Origin of the sequence: Leptolyngbya iicbica LK, from assembly GCF_004212215.1 — a bacterium.
GTDB lineage: Bacteria > Cyanobacteriota > Cyanobacteriia > Phormidesmidales > Phormidesmidaceae > Halomicronema > Halomicronema iicbica.
In genome coordinates this window covers 136,759-159,870 of record NZ_QVFV01000001.1, presented here as the reverse complement: position 1 = coordinate 159,870, position 23,112 = coordinate 136,759, and the positions used below count along the sequence as shown (strand labels likewise).

13 protein-coding genes are annotated in these 23,112 nt (G+C 57.0%); 6 read left to right on the top strand and 7 right to left on the bottom strand.

What is annotated here, in order from left to right:
• Window positions 1-109: 109 nt before the first annotated feature.
• From DYY88_RS00635 to DYY88_RS00625, 3 genes are all read right to left on the bottom strand, one after another.
• Window positions 110-1,342 (bottom strand): DUF4336 domain-containing protein, encoded by a 1,233-nt coding sequence (locus tag DYY88_RS00635; RefSeq protein WP_039724754.1) that lies wholly within the window; start codon window positions 1,340-1,342, stop codon window positions 110-112.
• A gap of 358 nt (window positions 1,343-1,700) precedes the next feature.
• The gene (locus DYY88_RS00630) at window positions 1,701-2,240 is read right to left on the bottom strand and encodes a universal stress protein (protein WP_039724755.1); all 540 of its coding nucleotides are present in this window, start codon (window positions 2,238-2,240) and stop codon (window positions 1,701-1,703) included.
• Window positions 2,241-2,596: 356 nt separating this feature from the next.
• Window positions 2,597-3,073, bottom strand: a complete 477-nt coding sequence (locus DYY88_RS00625; protein ID WP_039724756.1) for a hypothetical protein — start codon at window positions 3,071-3,073, stop codon at window positions 2,597-2,599.
• 215 nt (window positions 3,074-3,288) lie between these two features.
• Between DYY88_RS00625 and pta the strand changes: the two genes are divergently transcribed.
• Together pta and DYY88_RS00615 are read left to right on the top strand one after the other, a co-directional pair.
• Complete coding sequence (gene pta, locus DYY88_RS00620; protein ID WP_039724757.1) at window positions 3,289-5,430, top strand: phosphate acetyltransferase; 2,142 nt, start codon at window positions 3,289-3,291, stop codon at window positions 5,428-5,430.
• A gap of 340 nt (window positions 5,431-5,770) precedes the next feature.
• Window positions 5,771-8,017 carry a glycosyltransferase family 2 protein gene (locus DYY88_RS00615; RefSeq protein ID WP_039724758.1) on the top strand — a complete coding sequence of 749 codons (2,247 nt, stop codon included), beginning with the start codon at window positions 5,771-5,773 and terminating at the stop codon, window positions 8,015-8,017.
• Window positions 8,018-8,087: 70 nt separating this feature from the next.
• Here the strand turns inward: DYY88_RS00615 and DYY88_RS00610 are convergent, their stop codons facing one another.
• Window positions 8,088-10,664, bottom strand: coding sequence for a GAF domain-containing protein (locus DYY88_RS00610; RefSeq protein WP_039724759.1), 2,577 nt, complete (start codon window positions 10,662-10,664; stop codon window positions 8,088-8,090).
• Window positions 10,665-11,303: 639 nt separating this feature from the next.
• Between DYY88_RS00610 and DYY88_RS00605 the strand changes: the two genes are divergently transcribed.
• Window positions 11,304-15,701, top strand: coding sequence for a tetratricopeptide repeat protein (locus DYY88_RS00605; RefSeq protein WP_039724761.1), 4,398 nt, complete (start codon window positions 11,304-11,306; stop codon window positions 15,699-15,701).
• A gap of 112 nt (window positions 15,702-15,813) precedes the next feature.
• Here DYY88_RS00605 and cax read toward each other — a convergent pair whose 3' ends face one another.
• The 3 genes from cax to DYY88_RS00590 all read right to left on the bottom strand — a co-directional run bounded on the left by cax (window position 15,814) and on the right by DYY88_RS00590 (window position 19,914).
• Window positions 15,814-16,929: a calcium/proton exchanger gene (cax, locus tag DYY88_RS00600; RefSeq protein ID WP_084606903.1), complete on the bottom strand. Its 1,116-nt coding sequence runs from the start codon at window positions 16,927-16,929 to the stop codon at window positions 15,814-15,816.
• A 339-nt stretch (window positions 16,930-17,268) separates the two neighbouring features.
• Window positions 17,269-17,646 carry a hypothetical protein gene (locus tag DYY88_RS24395; RefSeq protein ID WP_207223279.1) on the bottom strand — a complete coding sequence of 126 codons (378 nt, stop codon included), beginning with the start codon at window positions 17,644-17,646 and terminating at the stop codon, window positions 17,269-17,271.
• A gap of 69 nt (window positions 17,647-17,715) precedes the next feature.
• Window positions 17,716-19,914: an amino acid permease gene (locus tag DYY88_RS00590; protein ID WP_044150255.1), complete on the bottom strand. Its 2,199-nt coding sequence runs from the start codon at window positions 19,912-19,914 to the stop codon at window positions 17,716-17,718.
• Window positions 19,915-20,396: 482 nt separating this feature from the next.
• On the opposite strand from DYY88_RS00590, the gene thrS reads away from it, so the two are divergent.
• Genes thrS through DYY88_RS00575 form a run of 3 tightly spaced genes read left to right on the top strand, consistent with a single transcriptional unit; the run spans window position 20,397 to window position 22,995 of the window.
• Complete coding sequence (thrS, locus tag DYY88_RS00585) at window positions 20,397-22,208, top strand: threonine--tRNA ligase (protein ID WP_039724762.1); 1,812 nt, start codon at window positions 20,397-20,399, stop codon at window positions 22,206-22,208.
• Between the two features lie 18 nt (window positions 22,209-22,226).
• On the top strand, window positions 22,227-22,619 hold the full coding sequence (locus DYY88_RS00580) for a HEPN domain-containing protein (protein ID WP_039724763.1): 393 nt from the start codon (window positions 22,227-22,229) through the stop codon (window positions 22,617-22,619).
• Window positions 22,573-22,995 carry a nucleotidyltransferase domain-containing protein gene (locus DYY88_RS00575; protein WP_044150251.1) on the top strand — a complete coding sequence of 141 codons (423 nt, stop codon included), beginning with the start codon at window positions 22,573-22,575 and terminating at the stop codon, window positions 22,993-22,995. Before DYY88_RS00580 ends, DYY88_RS00575 begins: the two co-directional genes overlap by 47 nt.
• Window positions 22,996-23,112 lie beyond the last annotated feature (117 nt).

Sequence of the window (23,112 nt, the reverse complement as noted above, 5' to 3'; positions counted from 1 at the left end):
TCATCACACTACGGAAATTCGGACAAAAATCTGAGGAATATTGATGACCCCGGGCTGCCGCTGGGAACGGCTGCTGACGGTACTTGCACCGGGGTGAATGTCTGGCTAGTTACAGCACATCTTGAGGGGCGGTGGCGGCATTGGCAGGGGGCGTAATGCCACGTCTGACCAAGCCCTCATCCAGCGCTTTGAGAAAGGCGAAATCTCGGGTAGGCAGGGGGCGATCGCGCTGGGCTGTCTGCGGTTGCAAAATCGTCGCAAACGCGGCTCGAAACTCAGTCGGCCCCATCGCGATTGGGGCGGTGAGATGGCAAGGAATCACCTGTTCGAATTGCCATTGGCATACTTGATCGACCCAGGCTTGCACCTCTTGTAGGCCCCGGTTAAAAATCAGCGTTTGTAAGACGGGCGCCACAAAGGGCCGCCCCCCGCCATGGAGCGCTTCGAACGAGGCGGCCCAATCGGCTTGCCAATAGAACGGGTATAAACCGAAGTACGCGCGTCGCGAGCGGTCTGGGGCCGACTTCGCTTCTTGGAAAGCGGTGCCGAGGGTGGGCGTATCGAGGGTGCTGGGCTGAAAGAAAAAGGCGAAGAGAGCGATGCGATGCCAGCCCCGTCGCCGCGCCTCAGGGGTATCGACGATCGCCTCATCGGCGCGATCGCGGGCATGAAATAGCAGCGGAAAGGGATCGAGATGTAGCACCGCTGGCGGCTCGGCGGGCACCGACACCAGGCTATCGGTCAACAGCAGGGTGCGGGTCGCACGGTGAAACAGGGCCACCTCAACAAACGGCCCTAGCCCGAGCTTGATGGGGCCTAAAGTCGCCCAGTCAAACTCATCGGCAAACGGCAGCGGTTGATCGTCCCTCAAGATCTGGGTGCGCTGGGCGGGCAAGCCCAACCAGCTCAACGGCAAATTGAGTGGAAAACTCCACTGATTCGGCGCGACGTAAATCTGCGCCTGGGGAAAGCGCCGGGCAAATGGCCCGACAAATACCTTGTGCTCAATTCCGGTGGTGGTGGACTGGATGATGTAGCGGACGGTACCGTAACGGGCTTCGAGCGATCGCACCATGGCCACACATTCCCGTGTGGGAGCCACTGGCGCGTAAACCAGTAAGCCCCCAGTTTGCAGCCGCACCACCGTCATGCGAATGGGCACCACCACATAAAAAATGCCTTGGTACTGGTCAAACGTCCAGATTGTGCCTGGCACCACCTCTTGCATGAGGGTGGGTCGCTGACCGTAAGGATAGAGTGGTACGACGGGCCAAAAGGGCCAAGCGCGATCGCGCTTTTGCTGATTGCTGTGCCGCTGCGAAATCGAGTCTTGCCCCGCCATAGTGCTCAAAGATTCGTGCCCTTATGAATTGTAGAGACTTCTGTCAGCGATCGAGCAGCGGGATGTCGTCACGGCTCACCGAGCGGCTGCCCCTGGGCGATCTCCCCAGAGTGTCAATCATCCCTGGTATTACGAGGTCGAGATCGCCGGACTGCCTCGATCGGAAGTGCTTGCTGGCTAGGGGGACGGGTCCCTATGACATCAACCGATATGTTGATAGTTGACCAAGGGACCCGTCCCCTCAGCGATCGCCCCGCACACAAAACCGTCGCACCCAGGTTAGTCAACCTCAATGCGACGGCACCTTGTCGGTAAATCAGTGACACTCGTTAGCCTGCGGCCAAGACCGGGCGAGCGGTTACGCGATCGCCCCTGCTGTCTCGGCAGTTTCAGCAGTCTTTGCTTGGGCGTTCGGGACTTCCGTGTTATGCACCACCAATACCGAACAAGGTGCATGGTGCATCACGTAGTTGCTCACACTGCCCAAGAAAAATTCACTCAGGCCGGAGCGTCCCCGGTTACCCACCACGATCAGGTCAGCCTGCCAACTAGCAGCCATGTCACAAATGACTCGGCCTGGGTCACCTGCCGTTTGCGTAAACTCGGTTTTGATCCCTTCGGCGGTGGCCTGATCGGCTAACTGTCGCAGTTCATTGAGGCCCTGTTGCTCGTAGTCCTCCCACCGTTTTTGGTAAGTTTCCCAGGCGACGCTGTCGCTGATGGGGTAGTAGGAATGATAAGCCCGCATCGGGAGGCCAGGACTGCCTTCATCGTATGCGGATAGGGCGTGGACAATGATCAAGTCTGCTTTCATCAGCTTGGCTAGACCCATCGCCTTCTCGAGCAAGTAGTTTTGCAAGGCGGAGTGATCAACAGCCACCAAAATCTTGCGATACATAACAGCCTCCTGACTAGGTACTCGGCTACTGGAGCGATCGCGATACCGCAAACTTGACCTACTCGATTTCGCAAAGATTCGAGCCAGCTGTGTCAGCCACAAGCGAACCCTGCGTCACCAAGCGGTCGGCATCGCTTTTGGAGGCCCATCAGTTTGCCAATCACGATTCCGTAAACGATGGGTCTCTTTGATCTCATTTTAAAGCGGCGGTTTTCGGCTACTCAGCAGGGCTTAACATGCGATCGCAACTTGCAATAAAATTAAAGCGGCGGTTTTCGGCTACTCAGCAGGGCTTAACATGCGATCGCAACTTGCAATAAAACCCCATGAAGGGAGCCCAGTGGCTGGATGGGTCACTAGGGCTTGAGTGCTTCATCCAAAATTTGCCGCGCGCTTTCGGCCTGCGATCGCGCATCCCGGTACTTGAGATTGGTTTGGGCAAATCCTTTTAAGGTTTTGAAGCCGTCTTTCAAGCTGGCAATTTGGGCCTCGCTAATCGGCTCATCGCTAAACAACAAGTCAATGAGTTGGCGCACCTCTAGCGCTTCCTCACGAGAATCTTGCATCTTCATTTTCAGGGTCGCGAGGTGACTGAGCACTTGCACCGCTTCGACCACCGCATCTTCCTGGTTTTTGACATCAGCCGTCGGTTCAGGCGTTTTCACTTCAATAAATTGTTGAGGGTCAAATCCATCGGCCAAGTTGGTGGGCAACTGGCCATCATCCATCAGTTCTACCAACTGATCCATCGCCTTCTCACGGGCTTTGCGAGAATCTTTACCCGCCACATTGAGAATCACTTCGGGACTCTGAGTCAGGGTGTATTGAACCATAATGCTCTAAATAGTTCATAAGAACTATAGAATCATAGCCGAAGCTCAGCGCAAAAATGCACTATTCACGCAAAGTGTAATACCGCTCTGGGGCGATCGCGCGGTGAATTCAAAAGTCATGGTTAATATCTGCTGGGCAGAGCGTTTTCCGAGATTCAATTTAGGTGACCGGGCAGGGTAGACATGACCGCGCGAATTGACCAGGAGAATTCACAATGACGAATTCATTGTTTATCAGTACGGCGGAAGCCGGTAGCGGCAAGGCGTTGGTCTCCCTGGGCATTATCGAGTTGCTGTTGCGGCGGACGACGCGAGTCCACTTCTTTCGCCCGTTGATTCAAGGCCCTGGGCCAGCAGCTGCCGTCATCGCCCCCGAGCACGAGCAAGACGAAGACATCCACCTCATCGTCAACCATTTTGAGCTGAAGCAAACCTATGAAGAATCGTTTGGGTTGCGATCGCGCGAAGCCCAAGATCTGATCGCCCAACATCGCACTGACGACGTCATCGACACCATCATTCGCAAGTACAAAGCTTTGGAATCGCGGGGCGACTTTTTGCTCTGCGAAGGGTCGGATTATCTGGCGGAAAATTTGGCCTTTGAATTTAGCTTTAATCAGGAAATTGCCAAAAACTTGGGCGCACCCGTGTTGATTTTGGGCACCGCCCACGATCGCTCCGTGGCCGAAGCCTTAGGCCCCGTGGAGATGGCGGTGGAAGCCTATCAAGAAGTCGGGTGCGACATTGCGGGCATCATTCTCAACAATGCGGCCCCGGATGCCGTTAATGAATTGAAGGAAGAATTGTTCCGGCACTTTGGCATGCGGGGGTTATTGCTGTCGGTGATTCCAAGGCATCCCCGGTTGGCGAGTCCCCGAATGCGGGATATTGCCGCTCAGCTGCAAGCCCAGGTGCTGTACGGGCATCGCCGTCTTAAGAATCTCGCGACGAAGCGCATCGTGGCGGCCATGCAGTTGCAGAACTGTCTGGACTGGGTCGAGCCGGATTGTTTGGTGATTACGCCGGGCGATCGCGGCGACATCATTGCGGGCATGTTGCAGGCCCATCAATCCAGCAGCTATCCGCCTCTGGCAGGCATTTTGCTCTCGACGGGAATGCAGCCCGAACCGGCGATCGCTCGCCTGATCGAAGGCATCCCCGACCCGCTGCCGATTCTCTCCGTCAAGACCGACACTTTTACCACGGCGGCCCAGGTCAATGAGGTGCACAGTACGCTTTGGCCCGACGATCGCGAAAAGATCGACCTCAGCATCCAGATGTTCGATCAGCATGTAGATTTGCAGCGCCTAGACCAGCAAATTAGTGCCGTGCGGGTCCGGGGCATGACGCCCAAAATGTTTACCTACAACCTGATGGAACGGGCGAAGTCGCAGTTGCAGCATATCGTTCTGCCCGAAGCCTATGATCCCCGCATTCTCAAAGCGGCGGCCATGTTGCTCGACCGGGGCATCGTCAAACTGACGCTATTGGGACATCGCCACGACGTGCAGCGGGTGATCGAAAAATATCAGGTGCGGCTGGATCTCGACCAGGTGAATGTGGTGCATCCGTCCGAGAGTCCGGCCCTGCAAGACTATGCTCAGACCTTTTTTGAACTGCGGCAGCACAAAGGCGTCACCCTCGACAATGCCCTCGACGTGATGATGGATGTCTCTTACTTTGGCACCATGATGGTGTACAAAGGCGATGCCGATGGCATGGTTTCGGGCGCAGTGCATACGACGCAGCACACCATTCGTCCGGCCCTACAGTTTGTCAAAACCCAACCCGGCGTCTCGGTGGTGTCGTCGGTGTTTTTCATGTGTTTAGAACAGCGGGTGCTGGTGTACGGCGACTGCGCCATCAACCCCAATCCGACGGCGGAACAGCTAGCGGAAATTGCCATCTCTTCAGCAGATACGGCCCGCATTTTTGGCGTTGACCCAAAAGTGGCGCTACTGTCTTATTCCTCAGGGGAATCGGGTAAGGGCGAAGAGGTGGAAAAGGTGCGGGCTGCGACGAAGTTGGCCCGCGATCGCCGTCCTGACTTACTCCTCGAAGGCCCTATTCAATACGACGCGGCGGTGGACCTCGAAGTGGGTGCGCAGAAGATGAAAGGCTCTGCCGTGGCGGGCAAAGCCACGGTGCTAATCTTTCCCGATTTGAACACGGGCAACAACACCTATAAAGCGGTGCAGCGGGAAACCGGGGCGATCGCGATCGGTCCCGTTTTGCAAGGACTCCGCAAGCCGGTCAACGACCTGAGCCGGGGCTGCACCGTCGAAGACATCGTCAATACTGTCGCCATTACCGCCGTGCAGGCGCAAACGGCCCCAGGGGCTGCCATTCCTCATTAACGATCATGGTGTTGCCGACTCTTGAGGCGTTACCAACGCAGCGAGCTCTCGGCCCGATTCCCGAGTAGCGATCCAGAGTTCCAGTGGGCTGAGAGACTCCCCCCATGTTTGACGCCCAGGGCGATTTCTTATCGTACTCTCAGCGATCGCTCACCCCAGAATTAAGCAATGCAAAGAAGCTATAAAAGCGTTATTTTCTGGATAGAGATTTTTCTATCTAAATGATGGCCTAGTCTGCGGAGAGGTCGCAGTTGAGTTTTGACGACGGTCACTGACGGTCGCTGGGCTGCGGTGCGGATGCAGATATTCCCACTGTCATTCATTTGGCTTCTTGAGAGTTATGACTTCTGCACGGTTTTTCCGCCAGCCTTGGCGTCCCCAACTAGCCACCTTGTTCATGATGGGTGCTTTAGCGATCGCCGCTGGTATCGCGATCGCCTGGTTTAGCGGTCACGACACCATCAGCACCATTTTTGAACAGCTCGATTATCTCCAGCAGCATCCGCCGACATGGGCGATGACGCCGATGGCGATCGGTCACTATTTTTGGTTTTGGGCGACAGCGTTGATGTTGGTGGTGTGGGGCATTATGCGGGTGTCACCGACGCCGCAAACCTGGTCCCGAACCGTGGTCGTGGGCATTTTGGGTGTCTTGACGTTGCGGTATCTGACCTGGCGCACTACCTCGACCCTCAACCTCAGCACCCCGTTGAACGGCGTCTTTAGCTTGGGCTTGTTCGCGCTAGAGTTGCTGATCCTCTTTAGCGGGTTGGTGCAGTTGTTTTTGCTGCTGCGGGTGCGCGATCGCCATAAAGCCGCCGATCAGCTCTCGCAAATGGTCGCCAGTGGCGAGTATCGCCCCACTGTAGATGTGCTGATCCCAACCTATGACGAACCGGAGTTTATTCTGCGGCGGACGATCATCGGCTGTCAGGCGATGGAGTACGAACCCAAAACGGTGTACTTGCTCGACGACACTCGCCGCCCAGAGATTCAGGCCCTGGCAGCAAAACTTGGTTGTGAATACCTCACCCGCCCCGACAATCGCCACGCCAAAGCCGGTAACCTGAACCACGCCCTGCCCAAAACTCAGGGCGAGCTCATCGTTTGTTTTGATGCGGACTTTGTGCCAACGAGGAACTTTCTTACCCGCACGGTAGGCTTTTTCCAGGATCCGCAGGTGGGGTTGGTGCAAACGCCCCAGAGCTTTTACAATCCTGACCCCATCGCCCGCAATCTCGGTTTAGAAGATGTGCTCACGCCCGAAGAAGAGGTGTTTTATCGGCAGATTCAGCGGGTGCGCGATGGGGCCGGAGCCGTGGTGTGTGCGGGGACATCGTTTGTCGTGCGCCGCTCAGCGTTGACCGATATTGGTGGCTTTGTGACCGAAGCGGTCAGTGAAGACTTTTTCACGGGCATCCGCATCGCTGCCCAGGGCTATCAACTGGTGTATCTGAACGAAAAACTGAGCGCGGGTCTGGCGGCAGAAAATATTGCCGCCCACGCTTTGCAACGGGTGCGCTGGGAGCAAGGCACCCTGCAAGCCTTTTTCATTAAATCGAATCCGGTCACCATTCCGGGACTGACGCCGATTCAGCGTCTCGCCTACTTCGAGGGATTGATTCACTGGTTCAGCAGCGTGGCTCGCGTCGGCTTTCTCGCCATGCCCCTGGCCTACGCTTTTTTCAACGTCATTCCGCTGCGGGCCACAGAGACCGAACTGTTGTATTTTTTCCTGCCCTTTTACCTGGTGCAACTGAGCGTCTTTTCCTGGCTAAATTATCGATCGCGCTCCGCCCTGCTCTCCGATGTGTATTCCCTGGTGCTGGCCTTTCCTCTCGCCGTGACCGTGTTTCAAGTAATGGTGCGACCCTTTGGCAATGGCTTCAAAGTCACGCCCAAAGGCACGGCGAGCGATCGCTATCGGTTCAACTGGGCCTTAGCTTGGCCGTTGATGCTGATGTTTGGGCTTACGGCGCTGAGCTTGTGGGTCAATCTGGGGCACTGTCTGATGACCATGGCCAGTCCGGCTGAGCATTGGCGCGGGGTGGGCATTGGTTGGCTCTGGAGCAGCTATAACTTGATGATGCTGGGGCTCGCCTTGCTGGTGTTGCTCGATGCCCCGCGTCCCAGTCCCTACGAGTGGTTTAACGTGCGCCGCGTGGCTCGCCTGCAGCTCACTCTGCCCGACGGGACTGAACAATGTGTGTGGGGCACCACCACCATGATTTCTGAGATTGCGGCGGAAGTGGAACTTACCAAAGTCGATACTTTGCCCTCTGCGGCGGTGACGGGAACCCCAATTGCGATCGCTCTCGTCGATGAGCACTTTACCCTGCCCGCCACTTTGGTGCAGCAGCGCCCGGTCGATGGTTTACCCACTTTGACCCTGCAATTTGCGCCGCTCGATTTACCGCAACAACGCCACATTACGGAGCTCTTATTTTGCCGTCCTGGTCAGTGGCAAAGTCGCTGTTCGCCCAATGAATGGCAGTCGCTTTGGCTGATTTTGCAGTCGTTGTTAAGACCACGATTTTTGACGGAGCGATCGCCTCGGCCCAAACCCGTGCTGCTCACGCGCGGTTAACCGCAATTCACACGAGCCGTGGCAACCGTGGGTCTCGTTACCTCGATACCACCCTACAGCATGGCTGAGCTTACTTGGTAGTCATGGTGTGGACGCCATCCCAATCGGCGGGAGGGGGATTCACCAGATAGGCGTTGGCGCGATTGATGTGGACATCGACGGCGCGATCGCTAGGGCGCAGTTGGGCGGCTTTTTCAAAACAGGCAATTGCTTTTTTGAATTCCATGCTGGTGTATGCAGCTCGCCCTTCTTGATACAGCGCCAAGAAGTCTTGAGAGGTCTGGTCGAGGGCATTTTTCTTAAAGTCAATCAGCTCATAGATGCTGACGGGCTGGGTCTTCCCTTTGACGCGGGTTTTGTCCAGTTCCCGCACCCAAATCAGGTCTTCGCACAGCTCATAGGTGTGCTCGCTCAACACGATGTCGCAGCCATACTGCTTCGTTACCCCTTCCAGGCGGGAGCTGAGGTTCACCCCGTCGCCGATCACGGTGTATTCCATCTTGCGCTGGGAGCCGATGTTGCCGGAGACCACTTCGCCGGAGCTGATGCCGATGCCGATGCGCACTTCCGGTTGCTTTTGGGCCACCCGTTCAGCGTTGAAGATGGCGAGGCGGTGACGCATATCCAACGCGGACTGGACTGCCGCCCAAGCATGATTTTGCAGCGGTAGTGGCGCGCCATAAACGGCCATGATGGCATCGCCAATGAATTTGTCGAGGGTGCCTTCGTAGGTAAAGACGGCCTCCACCATGGTTTCAAAATAGGCGTTGAGCAGTTCCACCACCTTGTCGGCTTCGAGATTCTCCGACAGGGTGGTGTAGCCCCGAATGTCGGAAAAGAGGACAGTGACGTCCCGCCGTTCGCCGCGCATGAGCATGTCTTCGCCCAGGGCCATGACTCGATCGGCCACGCCGGGAGTCATGTAGCGGTACAGGGTGGTCTTCATCCGCTTTTCTTGGCTGATGTCTTCGAGCACCAGCAGGCCGCCGCGCACGCCGCCCTCGGGATTGGTCAGCGGGTTTACCGTCAGGTTAATGCTGCGCTCCAGCAGTTGCACTTGAGATTTGCTCAGGGGCGTGGCGTCGGTGCGGTGTCCCCAGGGCCAAAACTGGTCGGCGTTGTCGGCGTCGGGCAGCAGTAGCAGCGCCTCGGCGGGGTCAATGGTTTGGCCTTCGGCAGCGAGGGCGATCGCGGCGGGAATGGCGACCTTCAGCGTTTGCTCGGGCACGTAGTGCTTGGCCCCAGTTTCCAGGCTATCTTCCAGGCGGAACTGCAACTTTTCGAGGGGAATGATGTCCCACACGCAGCGGTTAATGAGCTGCTTTTCCCAGGCTTCTCGCAGGGTGTGGTCGGTGTCGTCGGTCGATTCGGGACAGCCCAGCAGTTCCAGCGCGGCATCGTTAATGGTGACGACGCGACCTTCCAGATCTGTCGAGATGACCGCATCAGACAGGCTTTGCAGAATATCTTTCTGATATTGCTTTTCGACCAGCACGTCTTCAAACAGTTGGGCATTTTCCAGCGCGATGCCCGCCTGAATGTTGAACGCCCGCATGAACTCTTCGTCGGAGCTGTTGAAGGAGCCCTGCTTTTTGTTGATCAGCTGGGTGACCGCAATCAGTTTGCCGGAGGAGTCAAACACCGGCATACAAAGGATATTGCGGGTCAGGTAGCCAGTGCGCTTGTCGGATGCGGGATCAAAGCGGGGATCTTGGTAGGCGTCGGGAATGTTGAGAGGTTCCCCGGTGGTGGCGACGTAGCCCACCACGCCGCGATCGGCGGGAATGCGCAGGTCAATCATGGTTTTGCCGTCGCCGGATTTCACCTTTGACCACAGTTCGTTGGTGGTTTCGTCGATGAGCCATAGGGTGCTGCGATCGGCACTCATCAAATCGCGGGCTTCCGCCATGACGGATTGCAGCGTTTTCTCCAAATCCAAACTTTGTTCGAGGGAGGAGATCGCTTTTAGTAGGGAAGAGACGCCCTTTTGGTTACGGGCCGCAACGTAGAAGGAGTTGCAGCTTTCGAGAATGATGCCGATGGATGACGCGAACTCGCGGAAGCTGCGCTCATCCTGGCTATCAAAAGCGGTGGGCTGGTTGCTGGGATCAAGCTTGTTCAGCAGTTGCACCACGGCCACCACCGCTTCCTTCGTTTTATTGAAAACGGGAATGCAGAGAATGCTGTGGGTGCGGTAGCCCGTTTCCTTGTCGGTCTTGGGATTGAAGAGATCACTGGCGTAGGCATCGGGAATGTTCAGGCATTCGCCGGACGCGGCCACATGGCCCGCAATGCCTTTGCCCACGGGGACGCGAATTTCGAGGCGGGCTTCGTCGTCGCCCTGGGCAATTTTGGACCAGAGTTCTTCTTTATCCCAATCGACCATGAAGATGGTGGTGCGATCGGCCTGGAGAATCTGGCCGATTTTGAGGGTAAACGCCTCCAAAATCTGCTCCAGCATGTTCTCCAGCGATTCGTTGTTGATCATGTCGATCGCCCGCAGGAAGTGTTCAAACTCCCGGGTGATCTGATCCAATAAATCGATGAACTGAGGCGCCGGTAGATCTTTGACCCGACGGGTTAAGCCGCCCCCTTGGGGACTCACTTGGGAGAAGGTCGCCAACATGCTGGAGTTAGACGTTGCCATAGTGGAGGATTGCTACTACAAGCTATGGGAATAGGGAAATCGAGAGCGAGCAGACAAGCGGAAAACGGGGGCGATCGCGGCAGTTAGCTACCACCCACATCGTGGCAATTACCCAAAATTAGCACGATGCTTCATCAACAATCCTATCCCCTCTGTCAAAGGCGATGGAGCCTCAGCTTAATACTTAACTACTCTACCTTTAACTGATTTGCCCCGAGAGAAAATGCGGCCCAAGCTACAGATTGATCAGACGGTGGGTGAGTCGCCGTGGCGGGCCGAGAAATGGGGACGGTGAAAGCGACGTTTCAGTGTCCATGAGTTTACCCAGCGCTACCCGTGAGAGCGACAAGCCTTTTCAGGGGACGGGTCCCTTCGGTACGTGTTTAGCGTCTGTGTTCGGTTGTCATTCCTCCCAGCAGAGAAAAGGAGGCTTAAGGTAGTGACTATCGCGCTGATAGGATGACCGANNNGAGGCGACTCGTTCATCGAACAAGTCGCCCAAGCCATGGTGCGGCAAAATCGCGCTGCTTAAATCGACGCTAAACACGTACTCCCTTCGAGGGACCCGTCCCCTCAACCACCCCAACTCGCCCAATCCTGTGGCGGCGGCTAAAATCAAAAAAATCAGCGAGTAGAGAAATGTCGGCCCATATTTTTATCTCCCACTCGACGAAGGACGATGCGATCGTCAAACAGCTGCGAGAAATCCTCGAACTCCACGGGCAAATATCGTGGGTCGATTCCCGCGAGCTGACCGGGGGCGATGCGCTGACTGACACCATTAAAGACGCCATTGAAGCCGCCGATCATTTTCTGGTCGTCTTTAGCCCTGACACCTTCAACTCCAAATGGGTGCCAAAAGAAACCCAGTTTGCGCTGGAGGTGGCTCAAGCCCGCGACGACGGCTACAAGGTCATTCCCGTTTTGCTGCCAGGGGTTGACCCGGATGGCATGGTGGCGATGCTCTTCCCCAACGACCCGCTCTACATTTTTGTGGAGGCAGGGCCGACGGGCTTGACGGAAGCGATACCACGCATTGCGGCAGCCCTGGGACTGCAACTCCCCAACGATTGGCAAGGGGGCAAAACTGTCGAAGTCGAACCCGTTGAAGAACTGCTGCTGGAACTCAAAAATCCGCAAATTGTGGAGAGTGGGGGCATTCGCCGCGCCACCGCCATGGCGGAACTCACCTATATTCCCGCTGACGCCGATAGCCGCCAGATTACCAGCCGCCAGTACACCTTCACCGCGCCCCTCGGTCCTGTGGAACTGGAGGAGATTCGCTGGTACATCGAGAAATACTACCAGTGGCCCACGGGCGTCTTTAAGCAGCGGGCGATTAAAACTGAAGAACAGTTGCCCCAGTGGGGGCAGGCCCTGTATCAGGCGGCGACCCTGGCAGAGTCGGCACGGGAACCGTTGGCCGAATGGCGACGCACGACGGGCAGCCGTCGCTTCTCTGTGCAGGTGGATGGCGACCCGCCCGAAGGCACCCCCGACGACGCAGCCGCCCGGTTCCGCGAAGCCGCCAACGACCTGCTCACCCTACCCTGGGAAATCCTCCACGACGGCGACGGCTACCTCTCTCAGGGGGCCAACGGGGTGCGGGTGCGGCGGCGACTGCCCAACCGCAAGCGCACGGAAACGCTGCAAGCCGACCTGCCCATCCGGGTGCTGCTGATCAGCCCCCGCCCCGAAGTGGATGGCGACGGTCACCCCGTTGGCTACATCGACCACCGCATCAGCGCCAGAGCCCTGGTGCAGGCGGTAGACACCCTGGGGTCAGACCTGGTGAAGGTCGATCTGCTCTCGCCGCCCACCTTCCCCGCGATGAAAGCCGCCCTGAAACAGGCCCGAGCCGCCAACGACCCCTACGAAATCGTCCACTTTGACGGCCACGGCGTGTACGACCGCCGGGTGGGGCTGGGTGCCCTCTGTTTTGAAGACCCCCGCGACAGCGACAAGCTGGGCCAGCGCCTGCTGAAGCTCATCCACGCGCCAGAGCTGGCGGCGGAGCTGCAGCACTACGGCGTGCCGCTGATTTTTCTGGAAGCCTGCCAGACCGCCCAGGCCACCGATGACCCCATGGCCTCCGTCGCCGCCCGGCTGCTGGAAGAAGGGGTGGGTTCCGTAGTGGCCATGAGCCATTCGGTACTGGTGGAAACCGCCCGCCGCTTTGTGGAGCCCTTTTACCGCACCCTGGCCGAGGGCAAACGGGTGGGGGATGCCATGCTGGCCGGGCAGGAGGAACTCTACGGCGACCCGGAACGGGGCAAAATTATGGGGGCGGGCAACCTGGAGCTGCAGGACTGGTTTGTGCCCGTGCTCTACCAGGATGAAGCCGACTCCCAGCTCTTCACCGTCACCGTGGGGGAAGCCGCCGCCCGCCTGGCCCGAGAGCGCCGCCAGATCCAACTGGGCCAGCTCCCCCCCGAACCGGAGCACCACTTTGTCGGTCGCAGCCGTCAACTGCTGCGCCTGGAGCGCCTGCTCCAGCAGGAACCCTACGCCGTGATTCGCGGCAGCGGCGGCCTGGGCAAGACGGCCCTGGCAGTGGAACTCGCCCGCTGGTTGGTGCAGTCGGGTCGGTTTCAGCGGGCGGCCTTCGTCAGCGTGGAGCCCCAGAATGTGCAGGACGTAAAGGGCGTGCTGGATATCATCGGTCGCCAACTGGTGCCGAAGTACCTGGTGGCCCAGTACGGCGACGACCTCACCGCCGCCCTGCAACCCATCGAACGCGCCCTGCGGGACTTCTCCACAGTGATTGTGCTCGACAATCTAGAAAGCGTGCTGCCCGATGCCCAGGGTCAGAACCCCGCAGGCGTGGCGGATGTCACCGAACTGCTGGCCCTCTGCCAGAAATTGCTCGCCGCCGATCCTCGCTGTCGCCTGCTGTTCACCAGCCGCGAACCCCTGCCCGCCCCCTTTGCCCAACCCAGAAAATGCACTGTCACATTGGATCGCCTGACCAAAGAGGACGCCATTCAACTGGTGGAGCAGGTGATGGCCCAACACGGCTGGGAACCCCCCGCCACCGACAACGCCACCACCCCGGCAGAAATTACCGAACTGGTGGAAACCGTGAACCGTCACCCCCGCGCCCTGGTGCTGCTGGCGAGGGAAGTGCGTACCGGGGTAGCGTTGACGACCCAACGGCTGACCCAGCTCATGGAGAAGTTGGAGGCCGAGAATCCGGGCGATCGGGAGAATTCGCTGTATGCCAGCGTGGAACTGTCCCTGCGGAGATTGCCGGAGGAGGCGCAGGAGCGGGTGAAGCGGTTGGCGGTGGTGCATGGAGGGGGAAATCTAATCCTCTTGCGATTGGTAATGGGAGTTGAAGTTGAAGAGGCCGAAGCCATTGCTGCCAGACTGATTGAAGTTGGCATAGCAGAGCAGCAGGAATACACCTACCTGCGCCTCGACCCTGCCCTGCCTGCTTACTTAAAATCACAGCAATCTCCAGAGCAAATTTCTGAGCTTAAAACAAGTTGGGGTATTGCTACAATGCAATTCGTCTATTTTCTAAGAAACAATATCTTAGGTGGCAATAACATCTTGGCTTCTCGTTTGGCTTTGTTTGAGTTGCCTAACTTAATGGCTTTATTAGAATGGTTAGAGCAACAAGTAGCCCTAGATAATTCAATGATTGAAAAATCCATTTTTATTGCTGGGGTAATTGAACAGTTGACAACGAGCTTGGGGCAAACAAAAGCTTTAGCACAAGCGGTAAGATTTCGAGAGCATATAGCTAAGTTTTCGTCAGAATGGGGATATACTCTATTCGAAAATGAGCGTTCGCTAATTGAGCGACTTTTACAGAAGGGTGAACTACAATCTGCTTACGAAAAGGCCCAAGCACTACTGGCGAAATCTAAAGTCATTGGTCCCACAGCATACAAAGGGGCTGATGAGTCAATAGCTATGGCACACTATTTACTTGGAATGGTCTTGCTAGAAGCTGGTCGAGCAGACTCTGCCCTAGAGTTATTTGTCGAAACTCAGCGGTTATATGAGTTGTCAAGTGAAAGAGATAATCATCAGATGATATATGTTTCTCTGACAGAGCAAGCGACTTGCCTGATGCAGTTAGGGAAATTAGAGCAAGCTCAAAAGATATATGAAACTGCGATTAAGCAGGCTAGCAAACGTAATTCTTTTCATGACGTAGCAGTGTGCAGACTGAATTTATCGACCCTGCTGCGCAGACAAGGAAAGCATAGTGAAGCTATCGAGAGTCTCGAAGTAGCGTTAAAGATATACGAGAAGTTGAGGATGCCTGCAAAAATCGCTCTTGCTTGCCACCAAATAGGCATAGCTTATCAAGGAGCGGGAAAATATCCAGAGGCAGAAACAGCTTATCGAAAAGCACTTAAAATATGGACTCAAACAAATGATTTGGCAGGAAAAGCGGTAAGTTTAGGTCAGTTGGGTAGCCTCTATAGTTCCTGCTTATATCGGTTAGAAGAGGCAATAACTTTTTGTAGACAGGCTGCTGATATTCACTGCTCCTTGGGCAAGTTGACAAGTGAAAGCATTGATCGCAAAAATCTAGCAGACGCCTTGTATGAAATCAAGCGGTATGGAGAGGCACGAAGGGAAATTCAGAGAGCGATTGAATGCAGGCAACACCTTGGTGTTATTGGAGAAATTTGGCCTCTCTTCGCAAGTCTACAAAATATTGAGACTGCTGCCGATGAAGGTGCTGCGGCTTGGGCAGCATGGCAACAGGCCCGTGATGCTTACCTGGCCTATCGGCAGCAGGGGGGCTATGCGCAGTATGGCGGCGGCAAGCTGGTTGACCACGTTTTGGGGCTGCTGGCTCAGCAGCAGGTCGATGAGGTGCAGTCGCTATTTGCCGAGCTGACCAACGACCCAGAAGCACCCGACTCCCTCCAGCGGCTCATCCAGGCGATGGTCGCCATCCTCAACGGCTCTCGCGACCCGGCCCTGGCCGAGGACCCCGCCCTCGATTACGACGATGCAGCGGAGGTGTTGTGGTTGATCGATCGCCTCGCCCCCCAGGGACCGGGTGCCTAAGTCGGTTTTCCAGCACGGTTCATGACTTTGCCCAGGCACCCGGTCCCTCAGCGCATCCTCAACGGTATCCATTTTTTCCCACCGCCTGACGCGCAGGATTCCAGCCCCATGCCTACACCGGGTGGAAGTAAAACGCCGTGCCCAAAATGACGAAGGTCGCCAACAGCAATACCCCCTCCAGCCAGTTAGAGCGACCATCCAGGCTAATGAGATTGACCAGCGCCACCGCGATGATGACCGCAACCACCTCAAACAAATTGAAATTCAAATCCATGGGCTGCCCGATCGCCTGCCCCACCAACACCAACACCGGCACAATCAGCAGCGCCACCAACAGACTCGACCCCATGGAAATGGACACCGCCAGATCCATATTGTTTTTGGCGGCCACGCGCACTGCGGTCAGATATTCCGCCGCGCCGCCCACCAGCGGCACCAAAATCACCCCCGAAAACAGTTCCGTAAACCCGAGGGTGGCTGTGGCCTCTTCTAACGCGGCGACAAAAATTTCCGACACGAAGGCGACGCCGAGGGTGGCCGTCAACAACACGCCGACCCACAGCCAGAGATTGGGCTTTTCGGCGTGTTCGTCCGCTGCGGGATCGATTTCGAGATCTTCGACGCCCACGTCATAGAGATAGCTGTGGGTCTTGAGGGAAAAGACAAGAGTCAATATGTAGACCACCAGCAGGACAACCGCCACCGTCACCGACAGGTGTTCGATGGTCTCGGGGGCGACCACCTGCGAGGTCTGGATTAACAACGCCGGGAGCACCAGGGCCGTCACCGCCAGGGTCATGGTGGAGCCATTGATGCGGGCAATGATGGAGGCAAATTCCTGCTCTTTATATTTGATACCCCCCACCAACATCGACAGCCCCATCACCAGTAAAAGATTCGCCAGTAGCGAGCCCGTAATACTCGCTTTGACCACGCCAACCAACCCAGCTTTCAGGGCGACCACGGCGATGATGAGTTCAGTCGCATTGCCAAAGACGGCGTTCAGCAAGCCACCGATAGAGGGACCCGTGACCACGGCGACTTCTTCCGTGGCGGTGCTGAGCCACATGGCCAGGGGGACGATCGCGATCGCGGACACGGCAAACACCACTAAGGGGTCCCACTCCGCGTGTTCGGCCCAGACGGCGAGGGGCACAAATAGCAGCAGTCCAAAGGAGACCAGATTTGTCAGGGTGAGCAAAGATTTTGGCTTGGCGGCAGTAGTCACAGGCAGTGAGTCCCAATCGCGACAACAGGTAGCACCGTGACCCTGAGGGGGCAACTCGACGGTAGGATACCGCCCCTAAGATACGGCAAATTTGCCTGATTGAAGTTGCCAAGTCTCCACAAAATCTAGCGATCCCACAACAGTTGCCGCATTGCCTGTCGGTCAAGGGGTTCAGAAATCGCTTGCGGCAGTTTGATGGGTTGTAGAACCTCACCTAACCTCTCCTTCAAAAGGAGAGGGACCGGAACTCCGGTCAGATTCAGGACAAGTTTTGCCAGCATGTGAATAATCCTCTCCTTTGCAAGGAGAGGTGCCGCAGGCGGTGAGGTTTTAGTTGCCCTACAGTAGCGACATGTCGATGTCGGCAGAGGGGGGCAGGGCGGCGTTGGGGGGCGTGCTGGTTTCGCCGCATTGAATGCTGAGGGTGAGGTCGCTCATACCCCATACATCAAAAAACTGGGCGGACAAAATTGCTCCAGCCTCAGACATGTCACCGTCTTCGCCAATCAGGCCTCCTTCCAGCACCCGACCGCGATCGGTTTCTAAATCCAGGCGCAGGGTCCCGTCATCGAGGGGACGAATGAAGAGGCGACCGTAGGCGAGGACTTGTCCGGCGCGACTGATGATGGTGCAACGCATGGGTAGTGAAATTCCAATGTTGAGGTGGGCGATGTAGGGACTGGGCAGTGAGGAGGGGTGAGGTCTCAAAACAGCCAATAGGCTTTGACCTTACGGGGCGGCGGGGGGCGTGTCAAGGTGGGACGCGATCGCCCCCTATCCTGACCGCTAGCTTTGCAACACGTCGGCAAAGGCGAAGTTGGGGGCCGCTAAAACCAACATGGTTGAGGGCAATCCCTGCAGCCGTTCTTGCAGGTTGCTGTAATAAGTCTGGAAGTCGTCGGTCGGTTCGGCCATGCCCAACAAGATGCGATCGGCGTGGCGCGACGACTGGTGCAAGATCTCGTCAAACGATCGCCCATTGGCCACCAGCACCTGGGTTACCGCATCGATGCGCAAGTTCTGCACCAGATCATCGATATTGGCTTGGGCCAGGTCGGCGGCGGGCTCGTCCGGCACCACCAGCTTGAGGTGAATTTGCGCCTTGCGCCAGTCCAACCCATCCCGCAGCAGCTCCGCCAAAATCAGCATCAGCGCCCCATTGGCGTGCAGACCGCCCCACCAGACATCAATCTGGCGACGGCGATAACTGGGGGTTTCAGGATTTTCGCGATAAATGACGACGTTGCGCTTCGCCTGGTGCAGAGTGCGGATCAGGTGGCAGTAGCGATCGCGATTTTTCGGCGTTTCATTATCTCCCAGCAGTATGGTGTCGGGCACCAGCGGCCCCAGCCCATAAATTTCCACTAACCGCTCCACCCCTTCAAAAGGATCGGGAGCCGTCAGCACCCGCACCAGCGCCCGCACCTGCCGTTCCCGCAGGTAGTTGCTGATGCTCTTCTCCATCTCCTCTTGTTGGATGACGCTGCGCGACCCCGGCGGCAACACGCTAGTAATGGTGAAGAGGCCGCGATTGTGATTGAGGGTGTCGGCCAGCTCAATCAAGCCCCACCGCCGCATGGGCGAACCGGAAAGCACCAGCATGTGGGGTCGCCAGTTTTTGGTATCCGGGTCGTGCCCGAGTTGAAACAGGCTAGTGCGCAAAATCGCCATCCAAATGCCCCGGCGAGCATCGCCCCAGGTGCTGCGCAATTCGCGCCGCTGAATCCATAAGAAAATCACTGCCACAATCACCCCAGCGACGACGGTGGCCACCGGATTGATCAAAAACATCACTGACAAGCAGCCCAGCGCCCCCAACACCGACAGCGACCAATGCACCGCAAACATGGGCCGAAAGGAGGGACTGTCGAGAAAGCCCTCGACCCCAGCCGAGATGTTGAGCACCAGATAGGTGGTGAGAAAAAACATCGTCAACACCGGGGCAATCAGATTTAAATCGCCGATGACAACGGCCAAAACTACCACCCCCAGGGTCACAGCCGTCCCAATGCGGGGTTCATCATTCGCCCCACTGCCTTTGCCCAAAAAGCCCAACCAACGCGGCAAGACGCCATCGCGGGCCAAAGCTTGCAAAATGCGCGGCGCCCCGAGAATGCTGCCGATCGCACTCGACAACGTGGCCCCCCAAATACCCAACAAAATCGCGGGTCCCCACAGCGCAATCTGCTGCATGATGAGCGGATCTTCCACCAGGGTGGCGGCATCGGCGCGGGTGGCCAGAAAAAACGGCAGAATCATGTAAATCAGGTAGCCCGTCCCCACCGCCGCCAGCGTCCCAATGGGGATCGAGCGGGTCGGTTCCTTGAGGTCGCCGGACATGTTGACGCCTGCCATGATGCCCGTCACCGCTGGGAAAAAGACCGCAAACACCGTCCAAAACGATTCGCCGCCCTCCGTGCCCCAGGGCTCTAATTGAGTCGCCTCCAGCGGTGAACCCAGCGCCAGGGACAGCAGCGAGAGCGCGATCGCCCCCATGATGAAATACTGCGCTTTGATCGCAATTTCAGCCGAGGTGAGCGCCAGCACCGCCACCGCGATCGTGACAATCAGCGCCACATAGGTCTGGTCAAACCGCCCAAAGGCATTCACCACACTCTCGGCAAAACCGATGGTGTACAGGGCGACAGATAACGCCTGGGCAAAGTACAGCGGAATGCCCACCGCGCCCCCGGTCTCGATGCCCAGGGAGCGACTAATCATGAAATAGGCCCCGCCCACGCGCACCACCCGGTCAGTCGCGATCGCGCAAATCGACAGTGCCGTAAGCAACGTAATGCTGACAGCCAACGTGACAATCATCCACGAGCCAAACAAGCCCACATTGCCCACCACCCAGCCAAACCGGAGGTACATAATCACCCCCAAAATGGTCAGCACCGACGGCGTATAAACGCCCCCAAACGTGCCCAATCCTGTTGCTTGGGTCGCTTTAGCCGGAGCCATAGAGGCAGTATCTTGGGGCATGCAAATAGATGTTGAAATTGTGGAAATGTAACCTCTCAATCCTTCCCGGTTGCGCCCGATCTCACATCCCCCTGAGGCTATAGCTCGACCCCAGCCAATATGCGGGCATTGGCGACCCAGGGCCAGCCCGTTTGCCCGAGACGCCAAGATACCGAATACCCTCAATCGGGACCACAGCCTGCTCCGATTCTCCCCCTCCCCCCTGCGCCCCGGTTCGCTCACCCCTGCCACTTACTCCACCCACCTCACCCTCATACCCAACCACCCAACCACCCTCACACTCCCAACCACCCCGCCACCCTCACACTCCCCACCTCACCCTCATACCCAACCACCCTGCCACCCTCATACCCACCTACTCCCCACCTCCCCCGATTCCCCCCGTACCGATTAGGATGAAAATAATCACAAAAACCCCATGCCACACCCGCTTTCCCTAGTAGACTGGCTGTGGTCACATCGCACTCTTTTCTCCGTTCACTATGGCTAACGCTGGCGACTCTCCCGAAAAAATCCATCTCCCCCGCACCGACGAGTCGGACACCCTCAAGCGCATTCGCCATACCTTTTCCCACGTGATGGCGATGGCGGTGCAAAAGCTCTTTCCCAAGGCCCAAGTCACTATTGGCCCGTGGATTGACTACGGCTTTTACTACGACTTTGATAATCCCGATCCCTTTACGGAAAAGGATTTGAAAGCCATCAAAAAGCAGATGATCAAAATCATCAACAAGGGCTTGCCCGTCACGCGAGAAGAAGTGAGCCGTGAAGAAGCCCAGCGCCGCATTAATGAACTGGGCGAGCCCTACAAGCTGGAGATTTTAGAAGGACTGGAAGACCCCATCACGCTCTATCACCTGGGTGAAGACTGGTGGGATCTCTGTGCCGGCCCCCACGTGGAAACGACCAAAGATCTCAACCCCAAAGCCTTTGACCTGGAAAGTGTAGCCGGGGCTTACTGGCGCGGCGATGCGGAAAAAGCGCAGCTGCAACGCATTTACGGCACCGCCTGGGAAACGCCTGAACAACTCGCCGAATATAAGCGCCGCCGCGAAGAAGCGAAGAAGCGCGACCATCGCCGCCTGGGTAAAGAACTGGGGCTGTTTGTGTTTGCCGATGAGGTCGGGCCAGGATTGCCACTGTGGACGCCCAGGGGGACGCTGCTGCGATCGACGCTGGAAGACTTTCTCAAGCAGGAGCAGGTGAAGCGCGGCTACCTGCCCGTCGTGACCCCCCACATCGCACGGGTGGATTTGTTCAAAACTTCCGGGCACTGGCAAAAGTACCAGGAAGACATGTTCCCCATGATGGCGGAGGATGACGAGTCTCGGCAGGGTGAGGTGGGCTTTGTGATGAAGCCGATGAACTGTCCCTTCCACATCCAGATTTACAAGAGTGAGCTGCGGTCTTATCGGGAGCTGCCCCTTCGATACGCAGAATTTGGCACGGTTTATCGCTACGAGCAATCGGGCGAACTCGGCGGCTTGACCCGCGTGCGGGGCTTCACGGTGGATGATGCTCACCTCTTCGTCACCCCCGATCAGCTGGACGACGAGTTCCTGAAAGTGGTGGACCTGATCCTGGCAGTCTTTCGCAGCCTGCAACTGAAGAATTTCAAAGCGCGGCTGAGTTTCCGCGATCCGGAGTCGGATAAGTACATCGGCTCCGACGAGGTGTGGGAGAAGTCCCAGAACGCGATTCGGCGGGCGGTGGAAACTCTGGAAATGGATTTCTTTGAAGCGCCGGGGGAAGCGGCATTCTACGGCCCGAAACTGGACTTTATTTTCAACGACGCCCTCGATCGCGAGTGGCAGTTAGGCACCGTACAGGTCGACTACAACCTGCCCGAGCGCTTTGACCTGGAATATGTGGCGGAAGACGGCAGCCGTCAACGCCCCGTGATGATTCACCGCGCCCCGTTCGGGTCGCTGGAGCGGCTGATTGGCATTTTGATCGAGGAATATGCTGGGGACTTCCCGGTGTGGCTCGCGCCGGAGCAGATTCGCCTGTTGCCCGTGACCACGGAGCTGACGGGTTATGCCCAGCAAGTCGCCGATCGCATGGTGGTAGCGGGCATTCGCGCCACTGTGGATACCAGTGGCGATCGCCTCGGCAAACTCATCCGCAACGGCGAAAAAGGCAAGATTCCCGTCATGGCGATCGTCGGCGCAAAGGAACAAGAGGCCAACGCCCTCAGCATCCGCACCCGCGCCGAAGGTGAACTTGGGGTGATTCCCGTCGATGAAGTCATCGAGCGCTTGCAAACGGCCCTCACTTCCCACGGCAACTTCTAAGTTGCTCACGGCTTAGCCATGCCGAATCGGTCACAAGATTGGTTTAATCAAGCCCAACGAGACCTGGAGCAGGCGATCGCCTCGGCTTCGGAGTCCCGTCACGAATGGGCCTGTTTTGCAGCGCATCAGGCTTCTGAGAAGGCTATCAAAGCGTTGCATTTATCATTAAGTCAGGAAGCTTGGGGACATCTTCTGGTGCGGTTGCTCTCAGAACTGCCACCTGAATTAGCATTGCCCCCATTGCTGATTGAACGAGCCCGAGTGCTGGACAATTTCTATATTCCCACTCGCTATCCGGACAGTCATCCAGAAGGCTCACCTTTTGATCATTACGGTCCCCTTCAAAGCCAGGAGGCAATTGGTCATGCCCGTGCGATCCTTGAATTCATCGATCTTGCGATGGCCGAGTAGAGACGAAGTCGATCAGGCCTTGCGGCAATGGGTAGCTCGACATGAGCCAGATTTAACCGGCGCGATCGCGATCGGCTATTTTGGCTCTTATGCTCGCGGTGATGCCGGGGTCGGCAGTGACTTAGATGTGGTCATGATTTTGCGCCAGAGCGATGTGTCCTTTACTCAGAGAAGTCAGCAGTGGAATTTTTTGTCCATTCCCGTACCGGTGGAGGCGCAGATTTACACCGCTGCCGAATGGGCACAGCTAACGGTTAATCAGCCTCGTTTTCACTCCACCTTGGTTACAGAGACAGTGTGGCTCAGTTGTCCGCGTTCCCGCAATGAAACTGCGGCAGAGTCGAGCGCGGTCGCAGTGGGGGAGGGGGATGAGTGAACGCCGACGGATGTGATTTCCCAAGCCTCCCTCTAAGGGCTAATCCTGTAGGGGTTTTGTACGAGCCTATCAGAGAATCGCAGACACCTCGTTTAGCAGAAGCTAGCGGTGATTGTA